The sequence below is a fragment of the Mesorhizobium sp. M0217 genome (assembly GCF_040321955.1).
In the GTDB taxonomy this organism is placed as follows: domain Bacteria; phylum Pseudomonadota; class Alphaproteobacteria; order Rhizobiales; family Rhizobiaceae; genus Mesorhizobium.
Map to the genome: position 1 here is coordinate 216,820 of NZ_JAMYSN010000006.1, position 25,135 is coordinate 241,954.

20 protein-coding genes are annotated in these 25,135 nt (G+C 63.6%); 8 read left to right on the top strand and 12 right to left on the bottom strand.

Annotated elements, in window-relative coordinates; translation table 11 throughout:
* Positions 1-31: 31 nt before the first annotated feature.
* From NKJ18_RS13345 to NKJ18_RS13370, 6 genes are all read right to left on the bottom strand, one after another.
* Positions 32-346, bottom strand: coding sequence for a formate dehydrogenase subunit delta (locus NKJ18_RS13345; protein ID WP_023688796.1), 315 nt, complete (start codon positions 344-346; stop codon positions 32-34).
* Complete coding sequence (gene fdhD, locus NKJ18_RS13350) at positions 336-1,166, bottom strand: formate dehydrogenase accessory sulfurtransferase FdhD (RefSeq protein WP_031244879.1); 831 nt, start codon at positions 1,164-1,166, stop codon at positions 336-338. The genes NKJ18_RS13345 and fdhD overlap by 11 nt, the downstream gene beginning before the upstream one ends.
* 346 nt (positions 1,167-1,512) lie before the next feature.
* Entirely contained in the window at positions 1,513-4,425 is a 2,913-nt protein-coding gene (gene fdhF / locus NKJ18_RS13355) for a formate dehydrogenase subunit alpha (RefSeq protein ID WP_023688793.1), read from the bottom strand.
* A gap of 10 nt (positions 4,426-4,435) precedes the next feature.
* Positions 4,436-5,992 (bottom strand): formate dehydrogenase beta subunit, encoded by a 1,557-nt coding sequence (locus NKJ18_RS13360; RefSeq protein WP_352758393.1) that lies wholly within the window; start codon positions 5,990-5,992, stop codon positions 4,436-4,438.
* On the bottom strand, positions 5,989-6,468 hold the full coding sequence (locus NKJ18_RS13365) for a formate dehydrogenase subunit gamma (protein WP_352758394.1): 480 nt from the start codon (positions 6,466-6,468) through the stop codon (positions 5,989-5,991). Before NKJ18_RS13365 ends, NKJ18_RS13360 begins: the two co-directional genes overlap by 4 nt.
* 193 nt (positions 6,469-6,661) lie before the next feature.
* On the bottom strand, positions 6,662-7,561 hold the full coding sequence (locus NKJ18_RS13370; RefSeq protein ID WP_023688790.1) for a LysR family transcriptional regulator: 900 nt from the start codon (positions 7,559-7,561) through the stop codon (positions 6,662-6,664).
* Positions 7,562-7,719: 158 nt separating this feature from the next.
* On the opposite strand from NKJ18_RS13370, the gene NKJ18_RS13375 reads away from it, so the two are divergent.
* The 3 genes from NKJ18_RS13375 (at position 7,720) to NKJ18_RS13385 (ending at position 10,637) form a co-directional block, all read left to right on the top strand.
* On the top strand, positions 7,720-8,361 hold the full coding sequence (locus NKJ18_RS13375; protein ID WP_023755757.1) for a DUF47 domain-containing protein: 642 nt from the start codon (positions 7,720-7,722) through the stop codon (positions 8,359-8,361).
* A 3-nt stretch (positions 8,362-8,364) separates the two neighbouring features.
* Complete coding sequence (locus tag NKJ18_RS13380; protein WP_352758396.1) at positions 8,365-9,369, top strand: inorganic phosphate transporter; 1,005 nt, start codon at positions 8,365-8,367, stop codon at positions 9,367-9,369.
* Positions 9,370-9,446: 77 nt separating this feature from the next.
* Positions 9,447-10,637: an Mrp/NBP35 family ATP-binding protein gene (locus NKJ18_RS13385; protein WP_352758397.1), complete on the top strand. Its 1,191-nt coding sequence runs from the start codon at positions 9,447-9,449 to the stop codon at positions 10,635-10,637.
* Between the two features lie 161 nt (positions 10,638-10,798).
* Here NKJ18_RS13385 and NKJ18_RS13390 read toward each other — a convergent pair whose 3' ends face one another.
* Entirely contained in the window at positions 10,799-11,257 is a 459-nt protein-coding gene (locus NKJ18_RS13390; protein WP_023688787.1) for an SRPBCC family protein, read from the bottom strand.
* A gap of 143 nt (positions 11,258-11,400) precedes the next feature.
* Between NKJ18_RS13390 and NKJ18_RS13395 the strand changes: the two genes are divergently transcribed.
* The 3 genes from NKJ18_RS13395 (at position 11,401) to NKJ18_RS13405 (ending at position 15,492) form a co-directional block, all read left to right on the top strand.
* Positions 11,401-13,206, top strand: a complete 1,806-nt coding sequence (locus NKJ18_RS13395; protein WP_023806313.1) for an IlvD/Edd family dehydratase — start codon at positions 11,401-11,403, stop codon at positions 13,204-13,206.
* Between the two features lie 331 nt (positions 13,207-13,537).
* Positions 13,538-15,019: a flavin monoamine oxidase family protein gene (locus NKJ18_RS13400; protein WP_023745243.1), complete on the top strand. Its 1,482-nt coding sequence runs from the start codon at positions 13,538-13,540 to the stop codon at positions 15,017-15,019.
* Between the two features lie 110 nt (positions 15,020-15,129).
* The gene (locus NKJ18_RS13405; protein WP_081727415.1) at positions 15,130-15,492 is read left to right on the top strand and encodes a hypothetical protein; all 363 of its coding nucleotides are present in this window, start codon (positions 15,130-15,132) and stop codon (positions 15,490-15,492) included.
* Positions 15,493-15,509: 17 nt separating this feature from the next.
* Here NKJ18_RS13405 and NKJ18_RS13410 read toward each other — a convergent pair whose 3' ends face one another.
* Positions 15,510-17,129, bottom strand: coding sequence for a trimethylamine methyltransferase family protein (locus tag NKJ18_RS13410; protein ID WP_023816158.1), 1,620 nt, complete (start codon positions 17,127-17,129; stop codon positions 15,510-15,512).
* Between the two features lie 206 nt (positions 17,130-17,335).
* Positions 17,336-18,829 (bottom strand): MocR-like pyridoxine biosynthesis transcription factor PdxR, encoded by a 1,494-nt coding sequence (pdxR, locus tag NKJ18_RS13415; RefSeq protein WP_023669484.1) that lies wholly within the window; start codon positions 18,827-18,829, stop codon positions 17,336-17,338.
* Between the two features lie 391 nt (positions 18,830-19,220).
* On the opposite strand from pdxR, the gene pgi reads away from it, so the two are divergent.
* Both pgi and NKJ18_RS13425 read left to right on the top strand, forming a co-directional pair.
* Positions 19,221-20,864 carry a glucose-6-phosphate isomerase gene (gene pgi, locus NKJ18_RS13420; RefSeq protein ID WP_502903045.1) on the top strand — a complete coding sequence of 548 codons (1,644 nt, stop codon included), beginning with the start codon at positions 19,221-19,223 and terminating at the stop codon, positions 20,862-20,864.
* Positions 20,861-21,592 (top strand): HAD family hydrolase, encoded by a 732-nt coding sequence (locus tag NKJ18_RS13425; RefSeq protein ID WP_352500256.1) that lies wholly within the window; start codon positions 20,861-20,863, stop codon positions 21,590-21,592. The genes pgi and NKJ18_RS13425 overlap by 4 nt, the downstream gene beginning before the upstream one ends.
* 136 nt (positions 21,593-21,728) lie before the next feature.
* Here the strand turns inward: NKJ18_RS13425 and NKJ18_RS13430 are convergent, their stop codons facing one another.
* The 3 genes from NKJ18_RS13430 to NKJ18_RS13440 all read right to left on the bottom strand — a co-directional run bounded on the left by NKJ18_RS13430 (position 21,729) and on the right by NKJ18_RS13440 (position 25,114).
* Positions 21,729-22,034 carry a hypothetical protein gene (locus NKJ18_RS13430; RefSeq protein WP_023669488.1) on the bottom strand — a complete coding sequence of 102 codons (306 nt, stop codon included), beginning with the start codon at positions 22,032-22,034 and terminating at the stop codon, positions 21,729-21,731.
* 352 nt (positions 22,035-22,386) lie between these two features.
* Entirely contained in the window at positions 22,387-23,094 is a 708-nt protein-coding gene (locus tag NKJ18_RS13435; RefSeq protein WP_031251211.1) for a class I SAM-dependent methyltransferase, read from the bottom strand.
* Positions 23,095-23,122: 28 nt separating this feature from the next.
* Positions 23,123-25,114, bottom strand: coding sequence for a long-chain fatty acid--CoA ligase (locus tag NKJ18_RS13440; protein WP_023746668.1), 1,992 nt, complete (start codon positions 25,112-25,114; stop codon positions 23,123-23,125).
* Between the last annotated feature and the right edge of the window lie 21 nt (positions 25,115-25,135).

Genomic DNA, 25,135 nt, shown 5'->3' on the forward strand with positions numbered 1-25,135 from the left:
AACCGTGTTCGCCCGCCATTTCTGGGGGAGGCTATTTCTGGGGAGCGGCGCTCTCTGCACCCGTGGGTTGGACGTAGCCGATGCTCACATCGGCCTGCTCCTCGGTCTTCGGCCGCTTGATCCTGGCCGAGGCCACGACGACGAGTTCGTCAAAACCTTCGCCGCCACTGTCCAGCATCTCGAAGAACTGCCGGCGCATCCTGGGCTCCCAGAACTTGTTGATGTGCTCGGCCACGCCCGCCACACCTTCCTCGCGGGGCCTTGAATGGAAGAAGGCGGCGATCTGGTTGGCCATGCGCACCAGCTTTTCCCCGGTGCTCGTGATGTGTTCTTCGTCATGCGACATGCTGGGCAACTCCCAAGACCACCCGTTCCGGGTGGGTGAAAACATCGAAATCGTCGCCGCGCACCAGCGCCACCAGCGTCATGCCGGCCTCTTCGGCGGTGCGGATGGCAAGGGCTGTCGGCGCCGACACGGCGATGATGAAGGCGGAGCCGATCGCCGCCGTTTTCTGCACCATCTCCACCGAGACGCGTGATGTCACCACCACCGCGCCCGATGCACTGTCAATGCCGGCCTTGGCCAGCGCGCCGGCCAGTTTGTCCAGCGCATTGTGCCGGCCGACATCCTCGCGCGCCATGACGATGCCTTTGCCGGGGATGTAGAAGCCCGCTGCATGAACTGCACCGGTTTCCGAATGCAGCGGCTGCACCTTCGACAAAAGCTTGACCGAGCGAACGATGTCGTCAGCTTCAAGCGTAAGCTTGGACGCACCAACCTTGTCGACCGAGCGCATCGCTTCCTCGATCGATTCGATGCCGCATAGCCCACAGCCGACCGGACCGGCCAATCGCCTGCGTCGCGCCTCGAAGCGCGTATTGGCCTGGTCCTTCAACCGGATCTGGATATCGATCCCGGCGCCATGGTCCTCGACCTCGATCGCCTCTATCTCGTCAGGCAACGCGATGATGCCTTCGGTCAGCGAGAAGCCGAGCGCAAAATCCTCGAAATCGGCGGGGCTCGCCATCATCACCGCATGTGTGGTGCCGGCAAACGAGAACGCCACCGGCGTCTCCTCCGGCACCATGCGGTTGGCCGATGTCGTGCCGCTGGCGCGGTGGGCAAGGCGAGAGATTTGGGTGGTGGCTTGGCGTTTTCGGGTCACGAGGCGCGCCCCTCTGCCCTGTTCGTCCTTAGCAGTAGCTGTGGAGGCTCGCGCCTTTCCTCTCCCCCGTCGACCGGGGGAGAGGTGTCAAGCGAAGCTTGACGGAGTGGGGGTCGACTGCTCGCCAGATAGGCCGGTTTGCCTGCTCTTTGGGTTGTGCGCGACTTTCGACGGCTGCGTGTTGCGGGGCCGGCTTCCCCCACTCCGTCGCCGCTTCGCGGCGCCACCTCTCCCCCCTCCGGAGGGAGAAGAAAGGCGCCAGGCGGCTTAAGCTCTCCTTCCTGACGGAGTGGGGGTCGACCAACCGTCAAGATTGAAGCTCTTATTGTCGAACGCCGTGGCAAGACTACTCCGCCGCCTGTAGCGGAGCGATGCGGCGGCTCTGCTCGGCCTGCTCGTTATAGTCGCGCTGCCAGTCCGAAGGTCCGTTCGACGCGCCGACCTGCACTGCGGTCACCTTGTACTCTGGACAATTGGTCGCCCAGTCGGAGAAGTCGGTGGTGATGACGTTGGCCTGCGTGTCCGGATGGTGGAAGGTGGTGTAGACCACGCCCGGCGACACCCGGTCGGTGATCAGCGCACGCAGCGTCGTCTCGCCCGAACGGCTGGTCAGCCGCACCCAGTCGCCATCGCGCAGGCCGCGGTTCTCGGCGTCGTGCGGATGGATCTCCAACCGATCTTCCGAGTGCCACATGACGTTTTCGGTGCGCCTTGTCTGTGCACCGACATTGTACTGGCTGAGAATGCGGCCGGTGGTCAGCAGCAACGGGAAACGCGGCCCGGTCCGCTCGTCGGTCGCGACATATTCAGTGCGGATGAACTTGCCCTTGCCACGCACGAAGCCATCCATATGCATGATCGGTGTGCCGAGCGGCGCCTTCTCGTTGCAGGGCCATTGCACGGATCCGACACGGTCGAGCAGCTCGAAGGACACGCCGGCGAAGCTCGGCGTCGTTTTTGCAACCTCGTCCATGATCTCGGAGGGATGCTGATAGTTCCAGTCCAGCCCGATCGCACGGGCAAGCTCCTGTGTCGCTTCCCAGTCGGCGTAGCGCGCCTTCGGCTCCAGAACCTTGCGCACCATGTTGATGCGGCGCTCGGCATTGGTGAAAGTGCCGTCCTTCTCCAGGAAGGTCGAGCCCGGCAGGAAGACATGCGCGTAGTTGGCGGTCTCGTTGAGGAACAGGTCGTGCACGACCACGCATTCCATCGCCGCCAGGCCGGCCGCGACATGCTTGGTATCAGGGTCCGACTGCAGAATGTCCTCGCCCTGGATGTAGATGCCCTTGAACGAGCCGTCGACGGCGGCATCCAGCATGTTGGGGATGCGCAGGCCGGGTTCGTCGTCGAGCTTCACCCCCCAAAGGCTCTCATAGATGTCACGCACCGCCTCGCCCGAGATGTGGCGGTAGCCTGGCAGTTCGTGCGGGAATGAGCCCATGTCGCAGGAACCCTGCACGTTGTTCTGGCCGCGCAGCGGGTTCACGCCGACGCCGGGACGGCCGATATTGCCGGTCGCCATGGCAAGGTTGGCGATAGCCATAACCGTGGTCGAACCCTGGCTGTGTTCGGTGACGCCAAGGCCATAATAAATCGCGCCATTGCCGCCCTTGGCATAGAGGCGCGCAGCACCCCGGATCAGTTCGGGGTCGACGCCGGACAGCTTGCCGACGATTTCGGGGCTGTTTTCCGGCAAGGCGACGAAAGAAGCCCAATCCTGGAACTCCGCCCAGTCGCAGCGATCGCGGATGAAGGCTTCCTCGAAAAGCCCTTCGGTAACGATGACATGCGCCAGCGCCGTCAGCACCGCCACGTTGGTGCCGGGCTTCAGCGGCAGGTGATAGTCGGCCTCGATATGCGCTGACTTGACCATTTCGGTGCGGCGCGGATCGAGCACGATCAGCTTGGCGCCCTGGCGCAGCCGCTTTTTCAGCCGCGAGGCGAACACCGGGTGCGCGGAAGCCGGATTGGCGCCGATGATGACGGCGACATCGGTGAAGTCGACGGAATCGAAATCCTGCGTGCCGGCCGAGGTGCCATAGGTCTGGCCGAGGCCGTAGCCGGTCGGCGAGTGGCAGACGCGGGCGCAGGTGTCGACATTGTTGTTGCGGAAGCCTTGGCGCACAAGCTTCTGCACCAGATAGGTCTCTTCATTTGTGCATCGCGAGGACGTGATGCCGCCGATCGAGGTGCGGCCGTATTGATACTGGATACGGCGGAATTCCTTGGCCGTATGGGCGATGGCCTCTTCCCAACTCACTTCGCGCCAGGGATCGCTGACCTTTTCCCGGATCATAGGCGACAGGATGCGGTCCTTGTGGGTGGCATAGCCATAGGCGAAACGGCCCTTCACGCAGGAGTGGCCGTGGTTGGCCTTGCCGTCCTTGTAGGGCATCATGCGAATGACTTCGTCGTCCTTCACTTCTGCCTTGAACGAGCAGCCGACGCCGCAATAGGCGCAGGTGGTGACGGCGGAGCGCTCGGGCATGCCTTTCTCAAGCACGGTCTTTTCACGCAGCGCATCGGTCGGACAGGCCTGCACGCAGGCGCCGCAGGATACGCATTCGGAGGCGATGAAATCCTCGTGCATGCCGGCGACCATGCGCGATTCGAAACCGCGGCCCTCGATCGTCAGCGCGAAGGTGCCCTGCACCTCCTCGCAGGCCCGCACGCAGCGCGAGCAGACGATACATTGCGCCGGATCATAGGTGAAATATGGGTTGGACTCGTCGCGGGCGATGTAGTCGACCGCCAGCGAGCCATGGCCGGGCGCGACGCCGTTTTCCTGCTTGACGTGGTTGCGGCCCTCGATGCCGAAGCGGTTCTCGGTCAGGCCGACCGATTTCGCCACAACGTCGAACTCGCTGGCGCCGGTGCCGGCCTTCTCGTCCCAGCCGGTCGGGTGGTCGGAGACGTAAAGCTCCATGACACCGCGGCGGATGGCGTCGAGCCGCTCGGATTGCGTGCGCACCACCATGCCTTCGCCGACGGGCGTCGTGCAGGATGCCGGCGTGCCGCCGCGCCCGTCGATCTCGACCAGGCAGACGCGGCAGGAGCCGAACGAGTCCAGCATGTCGGTAGCGCAGAGTTTTGGGATCTCGACCCCGCCTTCCATCGCCGCGCGCATGATCGACGTACCCTCCGGCACGCTGATGCTGCGGCCGTCGACGATCAGCGTAACCTGCTTTTGCGCCTTCGATTCCGGGGTTCCGTAATCGAGTTCTTCGATGAGTGTCGGGAAGTCGGCCTTGATATTCATCTGCCAGCTCCTATTCAGCAGCCACGCGCGCCGGCGCGGGCTTGAAATCTTCGGGGAAATGGGTGATCGAGCTCATCACCGGATAGGGCGTGAAGCCGCCCAGCGCGCAGAGCGATCCGAACTTCATCGTGTTGCAGAGATCGGTGACCAGTGCCAGGTTCTTCTCCGGCTCGATGCCGGCGGCAAGCCGGTCGATGGTCTCCACCCCGCGTATCGAGCCGATGCGGCAGGGCGTGCACTTGCCGCAGCTTTCGATGGCGCAGAACTCCATGGCAAAGCGCGCCTGCTTCAGCATGTCGGCCGTGTCGTCGAACACGGTGATGCCGGCATGACCGATCAGTCCGTCGCGCTTCGCGAACTCTTCGTAGTCGAACGGCGTGTCGAACAGGCCGCGCGGGAAATAGGCGCCGAGCGGGCCGCCGACCTGCACCGCCTTCACCGGGCGACCAGTGGCCGTACCGCCGCCGATATCGTCGACGATCTCGCCCAGCGTCATGCCGAACGCCGCTTCGAACAGGCCGCCGAACTTGACGTTGCCGGCGATCTGTATCGGGATCGTGCCGCGCGAGCGGCCCATGCCGAAATCCTTGTAGAAGGCAGCACCCTTGTCCATGATGATGGGCACGGAGGCCAGGCTGATGACGTTGTTGATCACCGTCGGCTTGCCGAACAGACCCTGGATTGCCGGCAGCGGTGGCTTGGCTCGCACCACGCCGCGCTTGCCTTCAAGGCTGTTCAGCAGCGACGTTTCCTCGCCGCAGACATAGGCGCCGGCGCCGACGCGGATTTCCATGTCGAAGGCGTTGGGCGAACCCAGCACGCTGACGCCGAGCACGCCTGCCTTGCGGGCGACCTCGACAGCCTTGTTCATGACAGCCACCGCATGCGGATATTCCGAGCGGATATAGACGAACCCCTTGGTCGCCCCGGTGGCGATGCCGGCAATCGCCATGCCTTCGATGAGCACGAAGGGGTCGCCCTCCATGATCATGCGGTCGGCAAAGGTAGCGCTGTCGCCCTCGTCGGCATTGCACACGATGTATTTACGATCGGATGCCGTATCGAGCACCGTCTTCCACTTGATGCCGGTCGGGAAGCCGGCGCCGCCACGGCCGCGCAAGCCCGATTCCGTGACCTGTTTGACGATGTCGACCGGCGCCATGGCCACCGCGTTCTGCAGGCCCTTCAGCCCGCCCAGTGACTTGTAGGCGTCGAGCGATAGCGGGTCGTTGATGCCGCAACGCGCGAACGTCAGGCGCGTCTGCTTGGCCAGGAACGGGATTTTGTCGGGCGCGCCCAGCCAGCGCTTGTGATGCCCGCCGGTGAGAAAGCCGCTGTCGAACAGGCTCTTGACGTCCGAGGGCTTGACCGGCCCGTAAGCGACCCGGCCCTTTTCGGTCGCGACCTCGACCATCGGTTCGAGGAAATAGGCGCCGCGCGAACCGTTGCGGACGATCTTGGCCTCGACGCCCCGTTCGGCCAGTTCCGCACGAATAGCCTTGGCGACCTTTTCGGCGCCGAGCGCCAGCGCGCCGGAGTCACCTGGAATGTAGATGCGCGGGATCATGAGCGTACCTCCGCGACGATCTCTTCGATCTTCTCGTCATCGAGCCGCCCGATCACCTCACCATCCAGCATCGCCGACGGTGAACAGGCGCACAGCCCGAGGCAATAGACAGGCTCAAGTGTAACCGATCCGTCGCGGGTGGTCTCATAGAAATCGATGCCGAGCAACTGCTTGACCTTTGCGGCGATCGCATCCGAACCCATCGACTGGCAGGCTTCCGCCTGGCAGAGCTTGAGCACGTGCCGGCCGGCCGGCCGGGCACGGAAATCATGATAGAAGGTCACAACGCCGTGCACCTCGGCCCTCGACAGGTTCAGCCCATCGGCGATGACGGGCACGGCGTCCTGCGGCACGTGGCCAAATTCTTCCTGGATCTCGTGCAGGATCGGCAGCAGCGGGCCTTCGAGGCCCTTCAACTGCTGGATGATCGCCGCCGTGCGCGACTGTATCTCGGTGCTTGCTGGCTGCATCGTCACGCAGCGCCCTCCCTATCGTAGCGATCGATGCATATATCGTCCAAAAGCATGAAGCGGTTTTGGAACAACGACATGCCTACGCCGCTTAATCGCTAAGTCCTTAAGAAATCAGAGAAAACCTCTGAAATCAATAAAGCGGTTTCGTTGCACGATAGAAAATTTCTATCGCGCCGATTGACCAGTTATGACTAGCTCAGCGATTGGCACGGAAATCGTCTGCCAGCGCCATCGCCTCGTCCAGCAGCGCCTGCACCAGCGGCGTGTGCGGTTCGCGCGGCGCGGCGACCAGCCCGACCGTGTGGCTGGCATCCGGTTCGACGATCGGAATGGCCCGGATCGGCTCGGAAAAACCGAATGTTTCCGCCAGGTTGAGCGGCATGATCGACGACCATTTGCCTGTCCGTATGTGGGAGAACAGCACGATCATCGAGTTGGATTCCAGTGTCGGCCGCACCTGCACGCCGGCCTCGGCCAGATGCTGGTCGATGATGCGGCGGTTCTGCATGTCCGGCGTCAACAAGCAGAGGGGCAGCTGGCTGATTTCGGCCCATGTCACTTTGTCGCGATCCGAATAAGGATTTCCGACCGCCGTGATCAGCTGGTAGCGCTCGTCATAGAGCGGCACGCTGGTCACCCGTCCGAGAGGCTCGTTGTCGAGATAGGTGATGCCGGCATCGACGTCGAAATTGCCGAGCAGCGACAACACCTCGATCGAGGTGCGCGACAGGATAGAGAAGGTGACGCCCGGATGCTTCTCGCGAAATGGCGTCGTAAGCCGCGCCACCATGGCGAGGGCGGTTGGGATGGCGGCAATACGGATACGCCCGGACAGGCCATGTCGCGCCGCCCGCATCTCTTCGCGCATGGTCCTGGAATCGCCGACGATGCGACGCGCCCACACCAGCACCTGCTTGCCTTCCGGCGTCAGCCCCTGAAAGCGCGAACCGCGATTGACCAGCATGACGCCGAGCTGGCCCTCCAGCTGCTTGATCCCGGCCGACAAGGTCGGCTGCGTGACGCCGCACGCTTCCGCCGCCCGGCCGAAATGCTCCTCCTTGGCCAGCGCGATGAAGAATTCGAGCTTGTCGATCATACCATCCGTCCGTTCGTTGCACGCAAGGTCGGGGAAATTGCCTTTCGCCGCAAGCTCTACCCGCAATTGGCCATGCATCCACATCTTTGGGCCGGCTGGCTGTTTCCCCCGGCCGAACACGGCGCTATGTGGTTGGATGGAATACGAGGAGATCGGACATGCTGGGCTGGTTCCGCAAGCTTTTGCCGCGCGAAGATCGCTTCTTCGACCTCTTTGAACGGCATTCCCGCACCGTGGTCGGCGGCGCCGAGGCGCTGGAGCAGCTCCTGCAGGGCAAGGACATCGATCGTTGGTGCCAGAAGATCATCGATCTCGAGGACGAGGCCGATCATATCACGGCCGAAGTGCTGCTGGCGGTGCGGCGTTCCTTCATCACGCCCTTCGATCGCGGCGACATCAAGGACCTGATCCAGTCGATGGATGACGCCATCGACATGATGCACAAGACCGTCAAGACGGTGAAGCTGTTCGAAAAGAAGGAATTCGACCCGCTGATGCAGGAGATGGGTGGCGTCATCGTTGCCGCCTCCAAGCTGGTTGCCGAAGCGATCCCGCTGCTCAGCAAGGTCGGCACGCACACGGTACGCCTCAACGCCATCGCCGAAGAGGTGATGCGCGTCGAAAGCCGCGCCGACGATCTGCATGAGCAGGGATTGAAGGACCTGTTCAAGCGGCATGGCCGCAGCGATCCGATGGCCTACCTGATCGGCTCGGAGATCTACGGCCAGCTGGAGAAGGTGGTCGACCGCTTTGAGGACGTCGCCAACGAGATCAGCGGCATCGTCATCGAGAACGTTTAGGCAATGGAAGCCACCATCGCCTTTCCCGTGCTGATCGGCCTTGTCGCCGTCGCGCTGTTTTTCGATTTTCTCAACGGCCTGCACGATGCAGCGAACTCCATCGCCACCATCGTCTCCACCCGCGTGCTGAGACCGCAATATGCGGTCCTGTGGGCGGCTTTCTTCAATTTCATCGCCTTCATGTTCTTCGGCCTTCACGTGGCTGAAACTGTGGGAAAAGGTATCGTCGACGTCAGCATCGTCACGCCGGCGGTGATCTTCTCGGCGCTCGTTGGCGCCATCGTCTGGAACATCGTCACCTGGATTGCCGGCATCCCGTCCAGCAGTTCGCATGCCCTGATCGGCGGGCTCGTCGGCGCCGGCGTTGCAAAGGCTGGGCCCGGCGCCATCGTCTGGACCGGGCTTGGCAAGACGGTCGCCGCAATCGTCGTGTCGCCGGCGACAGGGTTTGTTCTGGCGCTGGTCCTGATCCTGGCCGTTTCCTGGCTGTTCGTGCGCCAGACACCGTTCGCCGTCGACAGCACCTTCCGCGTCATGCAGTTCTTTTCGGCCTCGCTTTATTCGCTAGGGCACGGCGGCAACGACGCCCAGAAAACCATGGGCATCATCGCCGTGCTGCTCCATTCGCAAGGTATGCTCGGCGGGACGTTCTACGTGCCGCTGTGGGTCGTCCTCACCTGTCAGACAGCACTGGCGCTCGGCACTTTGTTCGGCGGCTGGCGCATCGTTCACACGATGGGCTCGAAGATCACCCGGCTGAATCCGATGCAGGGCTTCTGCGCCGAGACCGGCGGCGCCATCACCCTGTTTGCCGCCACCTGGCTCGGCGTCCCCGTGTCGACCACCCATACCATCACCGGGGCCATCATCGGTGTCGGCGCCGCCCGCCGCGTCTCGGCCGTGCGCTGGGGCATTGCCGGCAACATCGTCATCGCCTGGATCGTCACCTTGCCGGCCACGGCTGCAATTTCGGCGCTCACCTACCTAGCGGTTGGCCTGGCAGGGTGAGGCGGACACCGGTGGTGCTTGGAGTCGCTGCCAATCTGCACTATCTGAGCCGCAGCCAAACGCCTAGGGAACAATGCATGTCCGTCACCAAGGAAATCGTCACCGAGCGTCTGAAGTCGGTCAACGGGCCGGACTTCACCGGCAACATCGTCGACCTCGGTATGGTTTCGGAGATTTTCATCGCCGATTCGAAAGTGTTTTTCTCGATCACCGTTCCCGCCGCCCGCGCACAGGAGATGGAGCCGCTGCGCGCCGCAGCCGAGCGTGTCGTCAAGGCGATCCCTGGTGTCGCCGGCGCCGTCGTCGCGCTGACGGCGGAGAAGAAGGGCGGCGGCATGGAGGCTCCGGTTGCGTCGCGTCCCGCGCCCAGGCCCGCACCGCCGGCTGCGCCAGGCGGGCCGCGCCCAACTCCACACACTCCAGCCCCGCACGCCTCGGCCTCGCAAAGCTCGGGCAAGCGCGGCGTGCCCGGAATCGAGGCGATCATCGCGGTGGCGTCCGGCAAGGGCGGCGTCGGCAAGTCGACCACCGCTGTCAACATCGCGCTTGGCCTCGCCGCCAACGGTTTGCGTGTCGGCGTGCTCGATGCCGATATTTATGGCCCGTCCATGCCCAGGCTGCTCAACATCCATGGCCGGCCGCAGACCGTCGACGGCAAGATCCTGAAACCGATGGAGAATTACGGCCTTAAGGTGATGTCGATGGGCTTCCTCGTCGACGAGGAGACGCCGATGATCTGGCGCGGTCCGATGGTGATGTCGGCGCTGACGCAGATGCTGCGTGAGGTCGAATGGGGCCGCCTCGACGTGCTCGTCGTCGACATGCCGCCCGGCACCGGCGACGCCCAGCTGACCATGGCCCAGCAGGTGCCGCTGGCCGGCGCGGTCATCGTCTCGACGCCGCAGGACCTGGCGCTGATCGACGCCCGCAAAGGATTGAATATGTTCAAGAAGGTCGACGTGCCGCTGCTCGGCATCGTCGAGAACATGAGCTATTTCATCGCCCCCGATACCGGCAAGCGCTACGACATCTTTGGCCATGGCGGGGCGCGGCGCGAGGCCGAGCGCCTCGGCGTGACCTTCCTCGGCGAAGTGCCGCTGGAAATGGGCATTCGCGAAAGTTCTGATGAAGGTGCTCCGGTGGTGGCGTCGAAGCCAGACAGCGCCGAGGCGAAGATCTATCGCGGCATTGCTTCGAAGGTCTGGGACCGGGTCAACGAAGAACGCGGCGCGGCCGAAGCGGCGGTGCCGAACATCGTGTTCGAGTAGCTCGGATATCCCTCCCCCTTGAGGGGAGGGTGGCCCGAAGGGCCGGGTGGGGTCCGCGGTGACACGCTCGACGCTATTTCTTTACAAGTCGAGGCAGCTCAACTCACGTTGAGGCAGTTGAGGCGACCCTCACCCGCCTCGCTTCACGAGGCACCCTCCCCTCAAGGGGGAGGGGAACCCACCTTCTCGCCAAAGCTTGAAAAGAACTGCAAGGCCAGCTTCTTCGAAGTCGATTCGATGAGCCGGCTGCCGAGTTGGGCGATCTTGCCGCCGACTTCGGCTTTGGCCGCGTATTTGAGGACCGTCGCATCCGGCCCGTCCGCCGTCAGCGTCACGTCGGCGCCACCCTTGGCGAAGCCGGCAATACCGCCCTTGCCCTCGCCCTGGATGGTGTAGGAGTGCGGCGGCTTCAGGTTCTTCAACGTCACCTCGCCGTTGAATGTCGCCTTGATCGGACCGATCTTCAACACCACCGTCGCCGCCATTTCGGTCGGCGATTTCATCTCCAGGTGCTGGCAGCCGGGAATGGTCGCCTGCAAAACCTTCGGGTCGTTCAGCGCGTCCCACACTTTCTGCAGGGGGGCGGCAATGCGTTCCTCGCCTTCGATCACCAAAGCCATCGACACCTCCCGGACAGACTTCGAAGGCCTAACGCACGGTCTGGTCTGTGTCTATCGCACCAAAGTCCGGTTGCGACGGTGCGCCCTCTTGCCTGCTTCCGCGCGTTGCCATATCGATTTGTCTTACAAATACGGAGACCATGATGGCAGGCGCCCCCACCGGAAAGAAGAAGTTTCGCTCGCAGGAGTGGTTCGACAATCCCGACAATCCAGGCATGACCGCGCTCTACCTCGAGCGCTACCTGAACTACGGCCTGACGCGGGCCGAGCTGATGTCGGGCAAGCCGCTGATCGGCATCGCCCAGACCGGCTCGGATCTGTCGCCATGCAACCGCCACCATATCGAACTGGCCAAGCGCGTGCGCGAAGGCATCGTCTCGATGGGCGGCATCCCCTTCGAATTCCCGTGCCATCCGATCCAGGAGACCGGCAAGCGCCCGACCGCGGCACTCGACCGCAACCTTGCCTATCTCGGCCTGGTCGAAGTGCTTTACGGCTATCCGCTCGACGGCGTCGTGCTGACCATCGGCTGCGACAAAACCACGCCGGCGCTGCTGATGGCGGCGGCCACCGTCAATATTCCGGCCATAGCACTTTCGGTCGGACCGATGCTCAATGGCTGGCACAAAGGCAAGCGCACGGGATCCGGCACCATCGTCTGGGAATCGCGCCAGCGGCTCTCCGCCGGCGAGATTGACTATGACGAGTTCATGGACATCGTCGCCTCATCGGCGCCGTCGACCGGCTATTGCAACACCATGGGCACCGCCACCACGATGAACTCGCTGGCAGAGGCGCTCGGCATGCAATTGCCGGGTTCGGCCGCCATTCCCGCACCCTACCGCGAGCGCGGCCAGATCTCCTATGAGACCGGCAAGCGCATCGTCGAGATGGTGCATGAGGATCTGAAGCCGTCCGACATCATGACGCGCAAGGCCTTCGAGAACGCCATTGTCGTCAATTCGGCGATTGGCGGCTCGACCAATGCCCCGATCCACCTCAACGCGATTGCCCGTCATCTCGGCGTGCCGCTCACCAATGACGACTGGCAGACGGTCGGCCTCCATGTGCCGCTCATCGTCAATCTGCAGCCATCGGGCGAATATCTCGGCGAAGACTATCACCATGCCGGCGGCGTGCCGGCTGTGGTGGCCGAGTTGATGAAGGCCAAGCTGCTGCCTTATCCCGAAGCGATGACCGTCAATGGCAAGACTATCGGTGACAATTGCAAGGGTGTCGCCAACGAGAACACCGACGTCATCCGCACCGTCGCCGAGCCGCTGAAGGCCAATGCCGGCTTCATCAATCTCAGCGGCAATCTGTTCGATTCCGCAATCATGAAGATGAGCGGCATCTCGCCGGAATTCCGCGAGCGCTATCTCTCCAACCCGAACGACCCGGAAGCCTTCGAAGGCAACGCCATGGTCTTTGACGGTCCGGAGGACTACCACGCCCGCATCGACGATCCGGCGCAAGGCATCGACGAGCACACCATCCTGTTCATGCGCGGGGCCGGCCCGATCGGCTATCCCGGCGGCGCCGAGGTGGTCAACATGCAGCCGCCCGCCTATCTCATCAAGAAGGGCATTCACGCGCTGGCCTGCATCGGCGATGGCCGCCAGTCGGGCACATCGGGCTCGCCCTCTATCCTCAACGCTTCGCCGGAAGCCGCCATTGGCGGCGGCCTGGCGCTGCTCAAGACCGGCGACCGTGTGCGCATCGATTTACGGAAAGGCACTGCCAACATCCTCGTCACCGACGAGGAAATCACGCGCCGCCGTGCCGAACTGCAGGTCGATGGCGGCTATCATTATCCCAAGCATCAGACGCCATGGCAGGAGATCCAGCGCTCCATGGTCGACCAGTTCTCGGAGGGCATGGTGCTGAAGCCGGCGGTGAAATACCAGGACGTCGCCCATACCAGCGGCGTGCCGAGGGACAACCACTGAGCACCCGCTTGATATGAAAATGCCGGCCTGATCGGGCCGGCATGAAAGCCTTGGCGTAAGCTTGTTTGGATGGCGGCCTCAGGGTGGAGGCGGGCCGGACGAAGCGGCGATGGCTGTGATGCCGGAGAGTCGTCCTGCCTTGCGGATGACTGGTGTGTGATACTGTTTCTTCATGGGACCCGTTGCCCGTTTAGATCACTGCTCGCACGCCAACTGATCCCACCTGTCAGTATGACATTGCAGTCCTCGTCAGTTTCGGGTTTTTTGACACGAAATCAAGAGGGGTCCAGAGAGTCGTCCATGATGATGGTTTTCCGCCACGGGCGTATCCTTGCCGCCTAGCCCGATCGACATTGCCCCGGTCGACATTGCTATTGTCGGCGCGGGCATGGCCGGTCTCTTCCTGGCGTGGCGCTTGTCCCAAAGTGAAAAGCCCGCAAGGATCGCTGTTTTCGAATCCGCCGGTCGCGTCGGCGGTCGGGCCTCCACGGTCTCATTTCCCGGAGAGCCGAACTTCGGCATCGATCTCGGCGCGATGATGCTGATGCCGCAACATCGGCTGCTCAAAAAACTCATGGCGACGCTGGATGTAAAGCTGTCGGGTATGGACGTCGTCACCGGCGCCAACCGGCTCCATCTGCGCGGTAGGAGCCTGCCCTACGCCGCTATATCGCGCTTTGCGCCGCGCCGCCTGTTTGCCTATGACGTGACGCGTCGGCTGCAGGAAAAAGGCCCGTCCCGCCTGCTGCGAAAGGCGGCAGCACTGATCCTGCCGGGTTCGGAGGCCTTCGGCAGCGCCGAATGGAACGGCGCCGCAGGCTTCGTTTATCGCGGCCGCAAGCTGGCGGATTGGGCGACTTGGGATGTGCTGGCGACGGTCTTGACCCCGGAGGAAATGGCTTTTGCCGAGGACGCGGTGGGCTATTCGTTGCTCCTGCGTGGACCCAACGCCGCCGAGACGTTCAGGCTTGCGCTCGGCGAGCTGAGCGGCGGCCGCTCCTATTGTTCCCCCGATGGCGGGTTCCAGCCGGTTGCGGAGCGAATGGCCGGGCGGATCGCTGTCAGCGGCGGCGCCGTCCATCTCGATCACACCGTGACCGCCATCGCCCGCTCGGCGCAAGGGATGGTCTTGTCTGTCGAGGGGCAGGGCGGGACGGTCGAGGCGCGCAAGGTCGTGCTGGCGTTACCGGTCCGCCCCCTGCGGACCCTGCTGGAAAAGTCCGGCATCGAGCAGCCCAGCGATCTGCCGGCACCGGAACCCTGGCCGATGCTCACGCTGGCCGCCTGCTATGCCAGCCCGTGGTGGGCTCGAAACGGCATCGCGGCCGGCCACAGCGTGACCGATCTGCCGGCTCGCCAGATATGGCAGTTCACAAAAGCGGACGCTCGCGACGCGACGATTCGTCGGAGCGTCGCCATGGCCTATTGCGATGGCAAGCACATGGTATTCTGGCGCTCACTGCTGCCTGAGCTCGCTCGGCGCCACGGCTTTGCGGTTTTGGCCGAGGGACATTCCGCGCTCGAGGCCTTTCACGGCCAGATGGTCGAAGTCCATGGCAAACACGGCGCCATCTCGAAACCCATCGGCGGGTTTGCGCAGGATTGGGGTGCGCCGGCCTATGGCGGCGCGTCGCATGTCTGGGACCGTGGCATAGATATCTCCGGTATAAAACTGGCGAGCCATACGCTCGCTCCGGGCATTCATGTCTGTGGCGAAGCGTGGTCCAACAATCACGGCTGGATCGAGGGCGCGCTGGAAAGTGCGGAAGACCTGTTGCAGCGGGAATTCGGGCTCGACGCCTGGTTTGCCTGAGACTCCGGAAAGGCGATGAAAAACGATCCTACATTCCCATATGAGTGGTCGGCTATCGGACGGAAAGTATCAACGTGACTAAACGGCGCTCTTCCCTCGGTTTCCTCGGCATGTTCGGCCGCTCGGGTGACTTGCGGGAACTGGACAACGCGCTGCGCGGCGCCGACCTTCACCCGGCACTGGTGCCAGAGGGAGTAAAGCTCACCATCGTCAATCTGATGAAGGATCACTGGCCGGACGAGCCCCCGCCAGAGGCTTATCGGTCCGTGGCGCAGCTGTTTGGTTATTGCATCGCAGGCCCACAAACCTTTGAGCAGGCCAATGGGCCGGAGCGGGGGCTGGACGCTGAGCGCCGCATCGAGGCAGCGCTTGAAACCGGCGACAGCCTGGATGCCCAGATCGTGCTGATGGCGCTGCATGGCAAGCTGATCAGCGCCGAAGTCGTCGAGCGCTTTGGGCTAAGTGCGGACTGACCTTCGTAAGGTGAAGCTTACCCGCCCATGCCGCTGCGTGGCAGCTTGATCATCTCGCCGAAGCGGGCGCGCAATTTGTCGTCTAGCAGCTTCGGCACATGGCGCGGGAAGCGCTCGGCAAGCACGCGCTTCTTTTCGATGATCGCCCGCTGCAAGATGTCGGGCCGGCCCTTCTCGTTCCATTCCTTGGGCGAAAAGCGGTCGCCGACGGCCGGATAAAAATACTCGGTCTGCATCAGGCGCAGCGTCTGCTCGTTGCCGAGATAGTGGCCTGGGCCATTCATGCAGACTTCGGTGATGGTGTCGATCGACAGCGCTTCGTCGGTCACTTCGATGCCCCGCACGCAGCGCAGGCAGTGGCCCAGCATGTCATTGTCTATGATCAGGCTCTCCAGGCAAAAGCCGAGCAGCGAGGCGTGCATGCCCGCCGATTCATAGACCAGATTGAGGCCGGCAAGACCGGCCATCACGTCGGTGATCCCCTTTTCATAGCCGGACTGGATGTCGGGCAGTTTCGAATCCGTCATGCCGGCGGCCGAGCCGCCCGGCAGGTCGTAGAACTGCGCCATCTGCGCGCAGGCCGAAGTCAGTACTGCCTGCTCGGCCGAGCCGCCCGACATGGCGCCGGTCCTCAGGTCGGAGACGAACGGCCAGGTGCCGAAGATCGCCGGATGCCCGGGCTTGATGGCGTTGACGTAGATGAGGCCGACCAGCACTTCGGCCACCGCTTGCACCACAGCGCCGGCAATCGCCGCGGGAGCGGTGGCGCCGGCCTGGCCGGCCGATAGAAGCAGGATCGGGATGCCGCCGTCGACACAGGCTTCGAGCACGCCGCAGGCGTCCTCGGCAAACTTCATCGGCGGCACGACGAAGCAATTGGAGTTTGACACGAACGGCCGGGCGCGAAAGTTCTCCTCGCCGCCGGCGATCGCATAAAGCATTTCCAGCGCCGGCTGCACGTTCTCGCGCACCGTGAACGAGGTGCCGACATGCTTCGACGTGCCCATCACGCAGGCGTAGAGCGTGTTGAAGTCCATTTCGAGCGGATCGGGAATGTCGCGCGGCACCATCGGCCGCTGGAAGAAATGGATGTTGTCGAGCCCTTCGACGAGGCGAGCGGCATCATAAATGTCCTGCACCAGCGACTCGCGGTATTCGCGCTTTTCGACATCGACCAGATGCACCGCCGCACCCGCCGTGCCGTAATGCACGCGCTTGCCCTGGATCAGCATGTCATGCCTGGGGTCCTGGCCGTGCAGCGTAAAATTTCGCGCGGCTCGTCTGATCGTGTCCATCACAAGCCCGCGTGGGAAACGGACGCGGCCGTCATCGCCGTAAACGGCGCCGACCCCGGTCAGCGCCTCGACGCAGGAGGGAATGGCATTGGCGAAGCCGACGGTCTCCAGCAGCGTCAGCACCGCTTCATGGATGCGCTCCTGGTCGTTCCGGTTGAGCGGGCCGTAACTGCCGCCTTCAAGCCCGGCACGTACCGGCCTGATGTCGTCGGCCAAAGGTGCTGCCCGCATGGCGCGGCGCGCTTCGCGCCCGCCGGATCGTCGCGAACGCTGGTCGGCTGATGTATCTTTAGGAGCCGCATCCTTAAGAGCCGCATCCTGCTGCTCAACAGCCGCTGACATGGGGGGCACTCCACCTTTAGCTTGCGAAACACGACGCGGTGATTGGTCCACCGTCGGCCTGCTTCGTCCCTCTGTCAGCCGACTATGCCGTTGCCATTGGCCCAGCCTATGGGCCAGTCAACGCAGCCGAGTATGCCAGAGAGCTAATGCAGAATGTTGGTGATCATGCCAAGGGCCGGGCTGTTCAAAGCCCCGGCACAGGCAAATCAGGCTGCAGCGGGCCTGCGTCCGGCTGCGGTCGCGAGCTCGCGAATACCCGGCTCGATGTGCTGCAGTGCGATCGAGGAAATGCCCAAGCGCATGAAACGCGACGGCTTTTCGGTGCGATCGAAGAAGCGATCGCCCGGCTCGATGATGACGCTGCGCGAGGCCGCGGCCTCGGCCAGTCCACGTGAATCGGTGCCGCGCGGGCCTTCCAGCCAGAGCGATGTGCCGCCGGCCGAATCGGTCGAGCGCCATTCCGGCAGGAATGCGGAAATCGCATGGACCAGACGCTTGCGCCGCTCGTCGAAGGCCGACGACAGCCGCCGCACCAGGGCTTCGTGATGGCCGAGCGACAGGAACAGCGCGACCGCGCGCTGGTTGTTGGCCGGCGGGTGCCTGAGCATGAAGCGACGCAGCGCCCTGAGCTCGGAGATTAGTCCAGCCGAAGCGACGATGTAGCCAAGCCGCAGGCCCGGAGCCAGCGTCTTCGACATCGAGCCGACATAGACGACGCGACCCGAGCGATCGAGGCTCTTCAGCGCCTGCTGCGGCGCCTCGTCGAGAAGCTGGCTGTCATAGCCGTCCTCGATGATGATCTGGTTGTGGCGGTTGGCGCGCGCCAGAAGGTCCTGCCGCCGCTCCGCCGACAGCGGCACCATGGTCGGGCAGTGGTGGCTGGGGGTGACGAAGACAAAGCCGGAATCGTTGGGAATGGACGAGGTGACGATGCCGGACTGATCGACCGGAACCGGCTGGATTTCGGCGCCTGCCAAGCGGAAGATCGAGCGCGCGTCGGGGTATCCCGGGTCTTCCATCGCGACCTTGGAGCCCTTTGTCATCAGCAGTGTCGCCAGCATATAGAGCGCGTTCTGGGCGCCCAGCGTGACGATGATCTCGTCCGGATTGGCGAAGATGCCGCGCCGCGGCAACAGCCGCGCCTGGATCTGCTCGATCAAGAGCGGATCGTCACGATCGACCATGTCGGAGGCCCAGTTGCGGATTTCGAGCACGGCCAGCGCCATGCGGTTGCACTCGCGCCATTCGGCTGTCGGGAACAGCGCCGGGTCGAACTGGCCGTAGACGAAGGGGTAGGAGGACTTGATCCAGTTGTCGTGCTTGGCCGGTGGCGGCATGTCGCTGGCGGCGATCTGCCGGCGTGCCTTCCAGTCGATCTCGTTCTGCTGGTCGGGCGCCTTCTGGTGCGGCTTGGCGGGGGTGGCCAGCACATCCGGATTGACGAAATGGCCGCGCCGTTCGCGCGCCACCAGGAAACCTTGGTCGACCAATTGCTGGAACGCCAGCACCACAGTGCCGCGCGCGACGCCGAGTTTTTCAGCCAGGATGCGGCAGGACGGAAGCGGCATCGAAGCGGCGATCTGCCGGTCGAGAATGGCGGCGACGATCGCCTGACGGATCTGCGCCTGCAGGGTCTGGCCCGATTCCGCCGAAATCCGGAACAGGCCGGACCATATGGCCGTGTCGTTACGCTGTGGCATGGAAGGTGTTCCTCGATGGCCAGTCTTTTTTGCTTGGCTGGACCAGCGGAAGGTAACCGTGGCACAAGGGGTTGCGCCAATCAATTTTTCTGATCGCTGGGATTTATGCCAGTGATCTATGCGCGACGCGCAGCGTCGTCGCATCCCCGGGTGACGCTTGCGTCATCCCGCAGCGCGGACGCCCGCGCGATGCGAAGCGTCGTCGCTACTCCCATCAAATCATCCAGGGCGGCGCGCAGCGTCATAGCTCCATCACATCGCACTATGCTGCACTGCGTCATCCCCACGCATTGAAACATGCGGAATTCGGCTCGATAACGTCACCCCGACGACACGCGCCGGAAACATCCGGTCTGATAAGATGTCGTGAAAAAACTATCAGGAGCCGGCAGTGGATCATTCCTCCTTCGACAAACAGCTTGTCGCCTTGCGTGCTGCGCGCGCGGCGGCATCGGGCACGATGCGCGAGGCTTTTGCCGCCGACCCCAAGCGCTTCGAGACATTTTCGGCCAGCGACGGCGACCTTTTGCTCGACTGGTCGAAATGCGCGGTCGACCGGCGCACGATGGAACTGCTCGAGAAGCTCGCCGCCGCCGCCGATCTCGAAGGTCGCCGGGCCGCAATGTTTTCCGGCAAGAAGATCAACATCACCGAAGACCGCGCCGTGCTGCACACGGCGCTACGCAACCTCGCGGGCAAGGGCGTCACGGTCGACGGCCAGGACGTCAAGGCGGATGTGCTGTCCGTGCTCGACGCCATGGGCGCTTTCGCCGATGCCATTCGCTCCGGCAAGGCCGCCGGCGCCACCGGCAAGAAAATCACCGATATCGTCAACATCGGCATTGGCGGCTCCGATCTCGGCCCGGCCATGGCGACGCTGGCGCTGGCGCCCTATCACGACGGCCCGCGCGCGCACTACGTCTCCAACATCGACGGCGCCCATATCCACGACACGCTGAAGGGCCTGTCGGCCGAAACCACCCTGTTCATCATCGCCTCGAAGACCTTCACCACGGTCGAGACGATGACCAATGCCGAGACGGCGCGCGAATGGGTGCAGAAGGCGCTCGGCAAGGAAGCCGTCGGCAAGCATTTCGCCGCCGTCTCGACCGCGCTCGACCTGGTTTCCAAGTTCGGCATCGAAGCGGATCGCGTGTTCGGCTTCTGGGACTGGGTCGGCGGCCGCTATTCGCTGTGGGGCGCCATCGGCCTGCCGGTGATGATCGCCATCGGCCCGCGCAACTTCCGCGCCTTCCTCGATGGCGCGCATGAGATGGACGAGCACTTCCGCACCGCACCCCTGCAGAAGAACCTGCCGGCGCTGCTGGGGCTGGTCGGCTGGTGGCATCGCGTGATCTGCGGTTATCCGGCGCGTGCGGTCATCCCTTATGACCAGCGCCTTTCCAGGCTGCCGGCCTATCTGCAGCAGCTCGACATGGAATCGAACGGCAAGGGCGTCACCCTCGACGGCACGCCGGTGACGACGCCGACCGGACCGCTGGTCTGGGGCGAGCCCGGCACCAATGGCCAGCACGCCTTCTTCCAGCTGCTGCACCAGGGCACCGATTTCATCCCGGTCGAGTTCCTTGCCGCTGCCGTCGGCCATGAGCCGGATCTGAAGCACCAGCACGATCTACTGCTTGCCAATTGCCTGGCCCAATCGGAAGCGTTGATGAAGGGCCGCACGCTGGACGAGGCTCGCGCGCAGATGCTGGCCAAGGGCATGAAGCCGGCCGATGTCGACAGAATAGCCCCGCACCGCGTCTTCTCCGGCAACCGCCCCTCGGTGACGATCCTCTACCGCAAGCTCGACCCGCGCACCTTCGGCCGGCTGATCGCGCTTTACGAGCACCGCGTCTTCGTCGAAGGCACTCTGTTCAACATCAATTCCTTCGACCAATGGGGCGTCGAGCTCGGCAAGGAGCTGGCGACCGGCTTGTTGCCAGTCGTGGAAGGCAAGGAGAGCGCCGCCAAGCGCGACGCATCGACGGCCGGGCTGGTGGCGCGCATCCAGCAACTGCGGGGGGCTCAATGAAAAATCCGGCCGACATCAAGGGCATCTTGTTCGACAAGGACGGCACGCTTGTCGATTTCAACGCGACCTGGCTCGGCATCGCCGATTTCATGGCCATGGATGCCGCCGAGGGCGATCGCTGGAAAGCCGACAGGCTGCTTTCAGCGGCGGGCTTCGATTTTGTCGCCAAGCGCTTCAAGCCGGATTCCATCTTCGCCTCGGGCACCAATATGGATGTCGTCGAACTGTGGTTCCCGCGCCTGTCCGACGAGGACCAGATGCTGGCCGTCGCCCGCTTCAACGAGATCACCTCGGTGCAAGGCTCGTCGATGGCGGTGGCCTTGCCCGGCGTCGTCGCGGCGCTGACGGCTCTGCACAAGCGTGCCTACCGGCTCGGCGTCGCCACCAACGATTCGACCGCCGGTGCCGAAAAGACCATGGTCACGCTCGGCGTCGCCCAGCTGTTCACCGCCGCCTATGGCTATGACGCGGTCGCCAATCCGAAACCGGCGCCGGACACGATCGTCGCCTTTTGCGACCTGACCGGGCTGAGGCCGTCAGAGATCGCCATGGTCGGCGACAACCGCCACGACCTGGAGATGGCGCGTGCCGGCGGCTGCGGCCTGGCGGTCGGCGTGCTCTCCGGCACCGGCACGCGTGAATCGCTGTCGGCGATCGCCGATGTCGTTTTGGATTCTGTTGCCGACCTGCCGGACTTTCTGTCGGCGCGGGTCAAGGAGGCGATCTGACGGGGGAAGTTAGGGCAAGGCGAAAGTCAGCTGGGCTTTCCCGCCAATGGCCGAGATTGGTGGAAAGCGGAACGGCCGATTTCGGATTGGTTAAAGAAGAAGCAGTCTTCAGTAGCTCAACGCTTTCCCGGTTCCCCTAGCGGCGGCGTCCGCGCTCCGAATGCTTGTCGAAGGTTTCTTTGAATTCACGGTATTGGTGATAGAGCTTCGCAACGTATTTCTCATGGTGGCGCAGCAGGTAGAGCACAAAGAGACAGAACGCGACCGAGCCCGCCCAGAGCAAAATGCCAGTCGAATAGCACCAAAAGGCCTCGCATGTCCTCCAGCTAGTGAACCTGCCTTTCCATCGGCCGGTTGTGACAAGCAATATGAGCCGCCAGCTGGAGAAGGCGAGAACCACCAGAACCACGGCGTAGGAGATGATCTTCGCTCTCTTGGTCATCCGACTGCCCCCTCTATAGTATGGCCCCGAAAGCAATTGCCAAGGCCGGGCTCCGGTTCATGACATAGCCCGGGCCGAAGACGGCGGCGAGGGCGTCGGGATCGACACAGCGCACACTGGTACAGGAACCACCTCGCGAAACCGTAAAGATCGCAGTCGGAATCCGAGTTATCAGCGGCGGCGTGCGGGCGGCTGAAGGATTCGCATATTTCTCGAAACTTGCGACAGATATGATCCAAGATACCAGTAAGCTGCAAGGTCCGCTTTAAGCGTCCTTGCCTCCGGCCATGAACGGCAGAGATGGGGGCGAACTCACTCATTTCGACTGATCTGTTTTTGATCCGGGCGCTAGCTAGCAGTCTTCCTGCTCGAACGAAAACACCCCGCTCGGCCTGGTCACAGCACCCCTCACGTCGCCGAAATCCAGCACCTGATATTCGGCCAGCAACCGCAGCCGGGCTAGCGGCAGGTCGGCGCGGCGGGGATCGCCGACCAGCACCTCGATGCCGGCTGCCAGGCAGCGGTCGAGGAACGGGATCACCCGCAGAGCAACCTCGCGGCCGTAGAACACGTCGCCGGCAAGCACGAGGTCGACGGCCGGCGGCGGGCCTGTGGTGATGTCCTTGTCGACAATGGTGATCTCGACGCCGTTGGCCGCGGCATTGATGCCGATCGCGGCGACGCCGTTGCGGTCGATCTCGGCCGCGATCACCGCGCTGGCGCCGGCCTTGGCGGCGGCGATGCCGACAAGGCCCGAGCCGGCGCCGAGGTCGAGCACGCGGCGGCCGGCCACGCTTTGCGGATGGTCGAGTATATAGCGCGCAAGCACGGCGCCGCCGGCCCAGGCATAGGCCCAGTAGGGCGGCTGCGGCTCAGCTTCGTGCTCCTTGGTTTGGCTGCCGTCTTCCGGTCCATGAGCTCGCCACTCGACAAGCCGCCTCAGGCCGCTGCCGGAATGAGCCGTATAGAGCTGGATTTCACGAAGGGCGGGAACGGGCGCAAGCCGCAGGTTCGCCTTGATGAACACTACTGCATCGGGACGCCGACTATCGTCCGCCATCCCGCCGTCGCCAGGCTCGCCGTTCAAACTATTCCCGCAGCGCCCGGCGCAAAATCTTGCCCACCGGCGTCTTCGGCAGCTCGGTCCTGAACTCGATGTATTTGGGTCGCTTGTAGCCGGTCAGGTTCTCGCGGCAATAGGCGGTCAGTGCCTCGACGGTCAGCGCCGGGTCCTTCTTGACCACGAACAGCTTCGGCACCTCGCCCGAATGCTCGTCCGGCACGCCGACCGCCGCCACTTCGAGCACGCCCGGATGCTGGGCGACGACTTCCTCGAGTTCGTTGGGATAGACGTTGAAGCCGGAGACCAGGATCATGTCCTTCTTGCGGTCGACGATCTTGGTGTAGCCGCGCTCGTCCATGAAGCCCATGTCGCCGGATTTGAAAAACCCGTCCTTGGTCATCACCTTGGCGGTCTCGTCCGGCCGGTTCCAGTAACCGGCCATGACCTGCGGCCCGCGAATGCAGATCTCGCCGACCTCGCCGAGCGGCAGGTTGTTGCCGTCATCGTCGCGGATGACGATCTCGGTCGACGGCAGCGGCAGGCCGATCGTGCCGGTGAAATTGCTGTCGCTGAACTTGTTGGCGGTCGCCACCGGCGAGGTCTCCGACAGCCCGTAGCCCTCGGTGATCGAATTGCCGGTCAGCGCCTTCCAGCGCTCGGCAACCCCCTTCTGCACCGCCATGCCGCCACCCAGCGTCATGATCAGCGGCTTGAAGTCGAGCTTGCGGAAATCCTCGTTGTTGAGCAGCGCGTTGAACAGCGTGTTGAGGCCGGGGAAAATGTGCATCGGGTATTTCTGCAGCTCCTTGACGAAGCCGGGAATGTCGCGCGGGTTGGGAACGAGCACGTTCTGGGCGCCCTGCTGCATGCCCATCAGCGCGTTCACCGTCAGCGCGAAGATATGGTAGAGCGGCAGTGCGCAGATGAAGTTGAGATGCGCCGGTTTCGGCTTGATCGCGTAGGCGTCCTGCAGCCATAGCGTGTTCTGCGCGACATTGGACAGCACATTGGAGTGCAGCAGCACAGCACCTTTGGAAATCCCCGTGGTTCCGCCGGTATATTGCAGGAAGGCGATGTCGCCGGCCTCCATCTTGGCCGGTTTGAAGGCGATGCCGGCGCCGGCTTTCACCACCGCATTGAACTTGACATGGCCGGGCAGCGACCAGGCCGGCACCATCTTCTTCACCCGGCGCACGACGAGGTTGACGAGCGTGCCCTTGAGGCCGCCGAGCATGTCGCCCATCGCCGCGACCACCACATGCTTGACCGCCGTCCTGGCAATCACCGCCTCCAGGGTGCTGGCGAAATTCTCCAGAATGACGATCGCCTGCGCGCCGGAATCCTTGAGCTGGTGTTCGAGCTCGCGCGGCGTGTAGAGCGGATTGATGTTCACCACGACATAGCCGGCGCGAAGCACGGCCATCATCGCCACCGGATATTGCAGCACATTCGGCATCATCAGCGCCACGCGTGCGCCTTTCTGCAGGCCCTTCGATTGCAGATAAGCGCCGAAAGCGGCCGATTGCCGCTCGAGTTCGGCATAGGAGATCGACTTGCCCATGCAGACGTATGCCGGCTGGCCGGAAAACTGCTTGCAGGCGCCGACGAGGAAGTCGCCGATCGAACTGTAGGGCAGGGCGCCGATCTCCGCCGGCACGACTTTCGAATAGCTTTTTAGCCATGGCTTTTCCGGCAAGCCCGCGGCAAGCGCCGTCAGCGTATTCGGCAGTTTTTTGGCCGCGCCCGGCGACGGCTTCGAGGCGGGCTTCGCCGCGGCTGTCTTGGCGGCTGGCGGCTGGGCGGGCTTTGCAGCAGGTGCTGTCTTCGCCGCGCGCTTGACCGCAGGTTTCGCCGCCGGCTTGGCGCTTGCCTTCGCCGGCGTCGAGATTGCCGTTGGCTTGACGGCGGGAGTGGCTTTGGCCGGTGGCGCTTTCGACTTGGCGGCAGCGGCGGCCGGTTTTGAAGCTTTCGCCGCTTTTGCTTTCGCCGGGGCCGTTGTCTTTGTTGCTTTCGCCACCTCTAGCCTCCCTCAGTCGTT

What these genes read in the sequence shown, in the direction of transcription:
- NKJ18_RS13345 (WP_023688796.1), bottom strand. Translation starts at nt 346, where the DNA reads ATGTCGCATGACGAAGAACACATCACGAGCACCGGGGAAAAGCTGGTG.
- fdhF (WP_023688793.1), bottom strand. Translation starts at nt 4,425, where the DNA reads ATGAATATCAAGGCCGACTTCCCGACACTCATCGAAGAACTCGATTAC.
- NKJ18_RS13360 (WP_352758393.1), bottom strand. Translation starts at nt 5,992, where the DNA reads ATGATCCCGCGCATCTACATTCCAGGTGACTCCGGCGCGCTGGCGCTC.
- NKJ18_RS13370 (WP_023688790.1), bottom strand. Translation starts at nt 7,561, where the DNA reads ATGATCGACAAGCTCGAATTCTTCATCGCGCTGGCCAAGGAGGAGCAT.
- NKJ18_RS13375 (WP_023755757.1), top strand. Translation starts at nt 7,720, where the DNA reads ATGCTGGGCTGGTTCCGCAAGCTTTTGCCGCGCGAAGATCGCTTCTTC.
- NKJ18_RS13380 (WP_352758396.1), top strand. Translation starts at nt 8,365, where the DNA reads ATGGAAGCCACCATCGCCTTTCCCGTGCTGATCGGCCTTGTCGCCGTC.
- NKJ18_RS13385 (WP_352758397.1), top strand. Translation starts at nt 9,447, where the DNA reads ATGTCCGTCACCAAGGAAATCGTCACCGAGCGTCTGAAGTCGGTCAAC.
- NKJ18_RS13390 (WP_023688787.1), bottom strand. Translation starts at nt 11,257, where the DNA reads ATGGCTTTGGTGATCGAAGGCGAGGAACGCATTGCCGCCCCCCTGCAG.
- NKJ18_RS13395 (WP_023806313.1), top strand. Translation starts at nt 11,401, where the DNA reads ATGGCAGGCGCCCCCACCGGAAAGAAGAAGTTTCGCTCGCAGGAGTGG.
- NKJ18_RS13405 (WP_081727415.1), top strand. Translation starts at nt 15,130, where the DNA reads ATGTTCGGCCGCTCGGGTGACTTGCGGGAACTGGACAACGCGCTGCGC.
- NKJ18_RS13410 (WP_023816158.1), bottom strand. Translation starts at nt 17,129, where the DNA reads ATGTCAGCGGCTGTTGAGCAGCAGGATGCGGCTCTTAAGGATGCGGCT.
- pdxR (WP_023669484.1), bottom strand. Translation starts at nt 18,829, where the DNA reads ATGCCACAGCGTAACGACACGGCCATATGGTCCGGCCTGTTCCGGATT.
- NKJ18_RS13425 (WP_352500256.1), top strand. Translation starts at nt 20,861, where the DNA reads ATGAAAAATCCGGCCGACATCAAGGGCATCTTGTTCGACAAGGACGGC.
- NKJ18_RS13430 (WP_023669488.1), bottom strand. Translation starts at nt 22,034, where the DNA reads ATGACCAAGAGAGCGAAGATCATCTCCTACGCCGTGGTTCTGGTGGTT.
- NKJ18_RS13435 (WP_031251211.1), bottom strand. Translation starts at nt 23,094, where the DNA reads ATGGCGGACGATAGTCGGCGTCCCGATGCAGTAGTGTTCATCAAGGCG.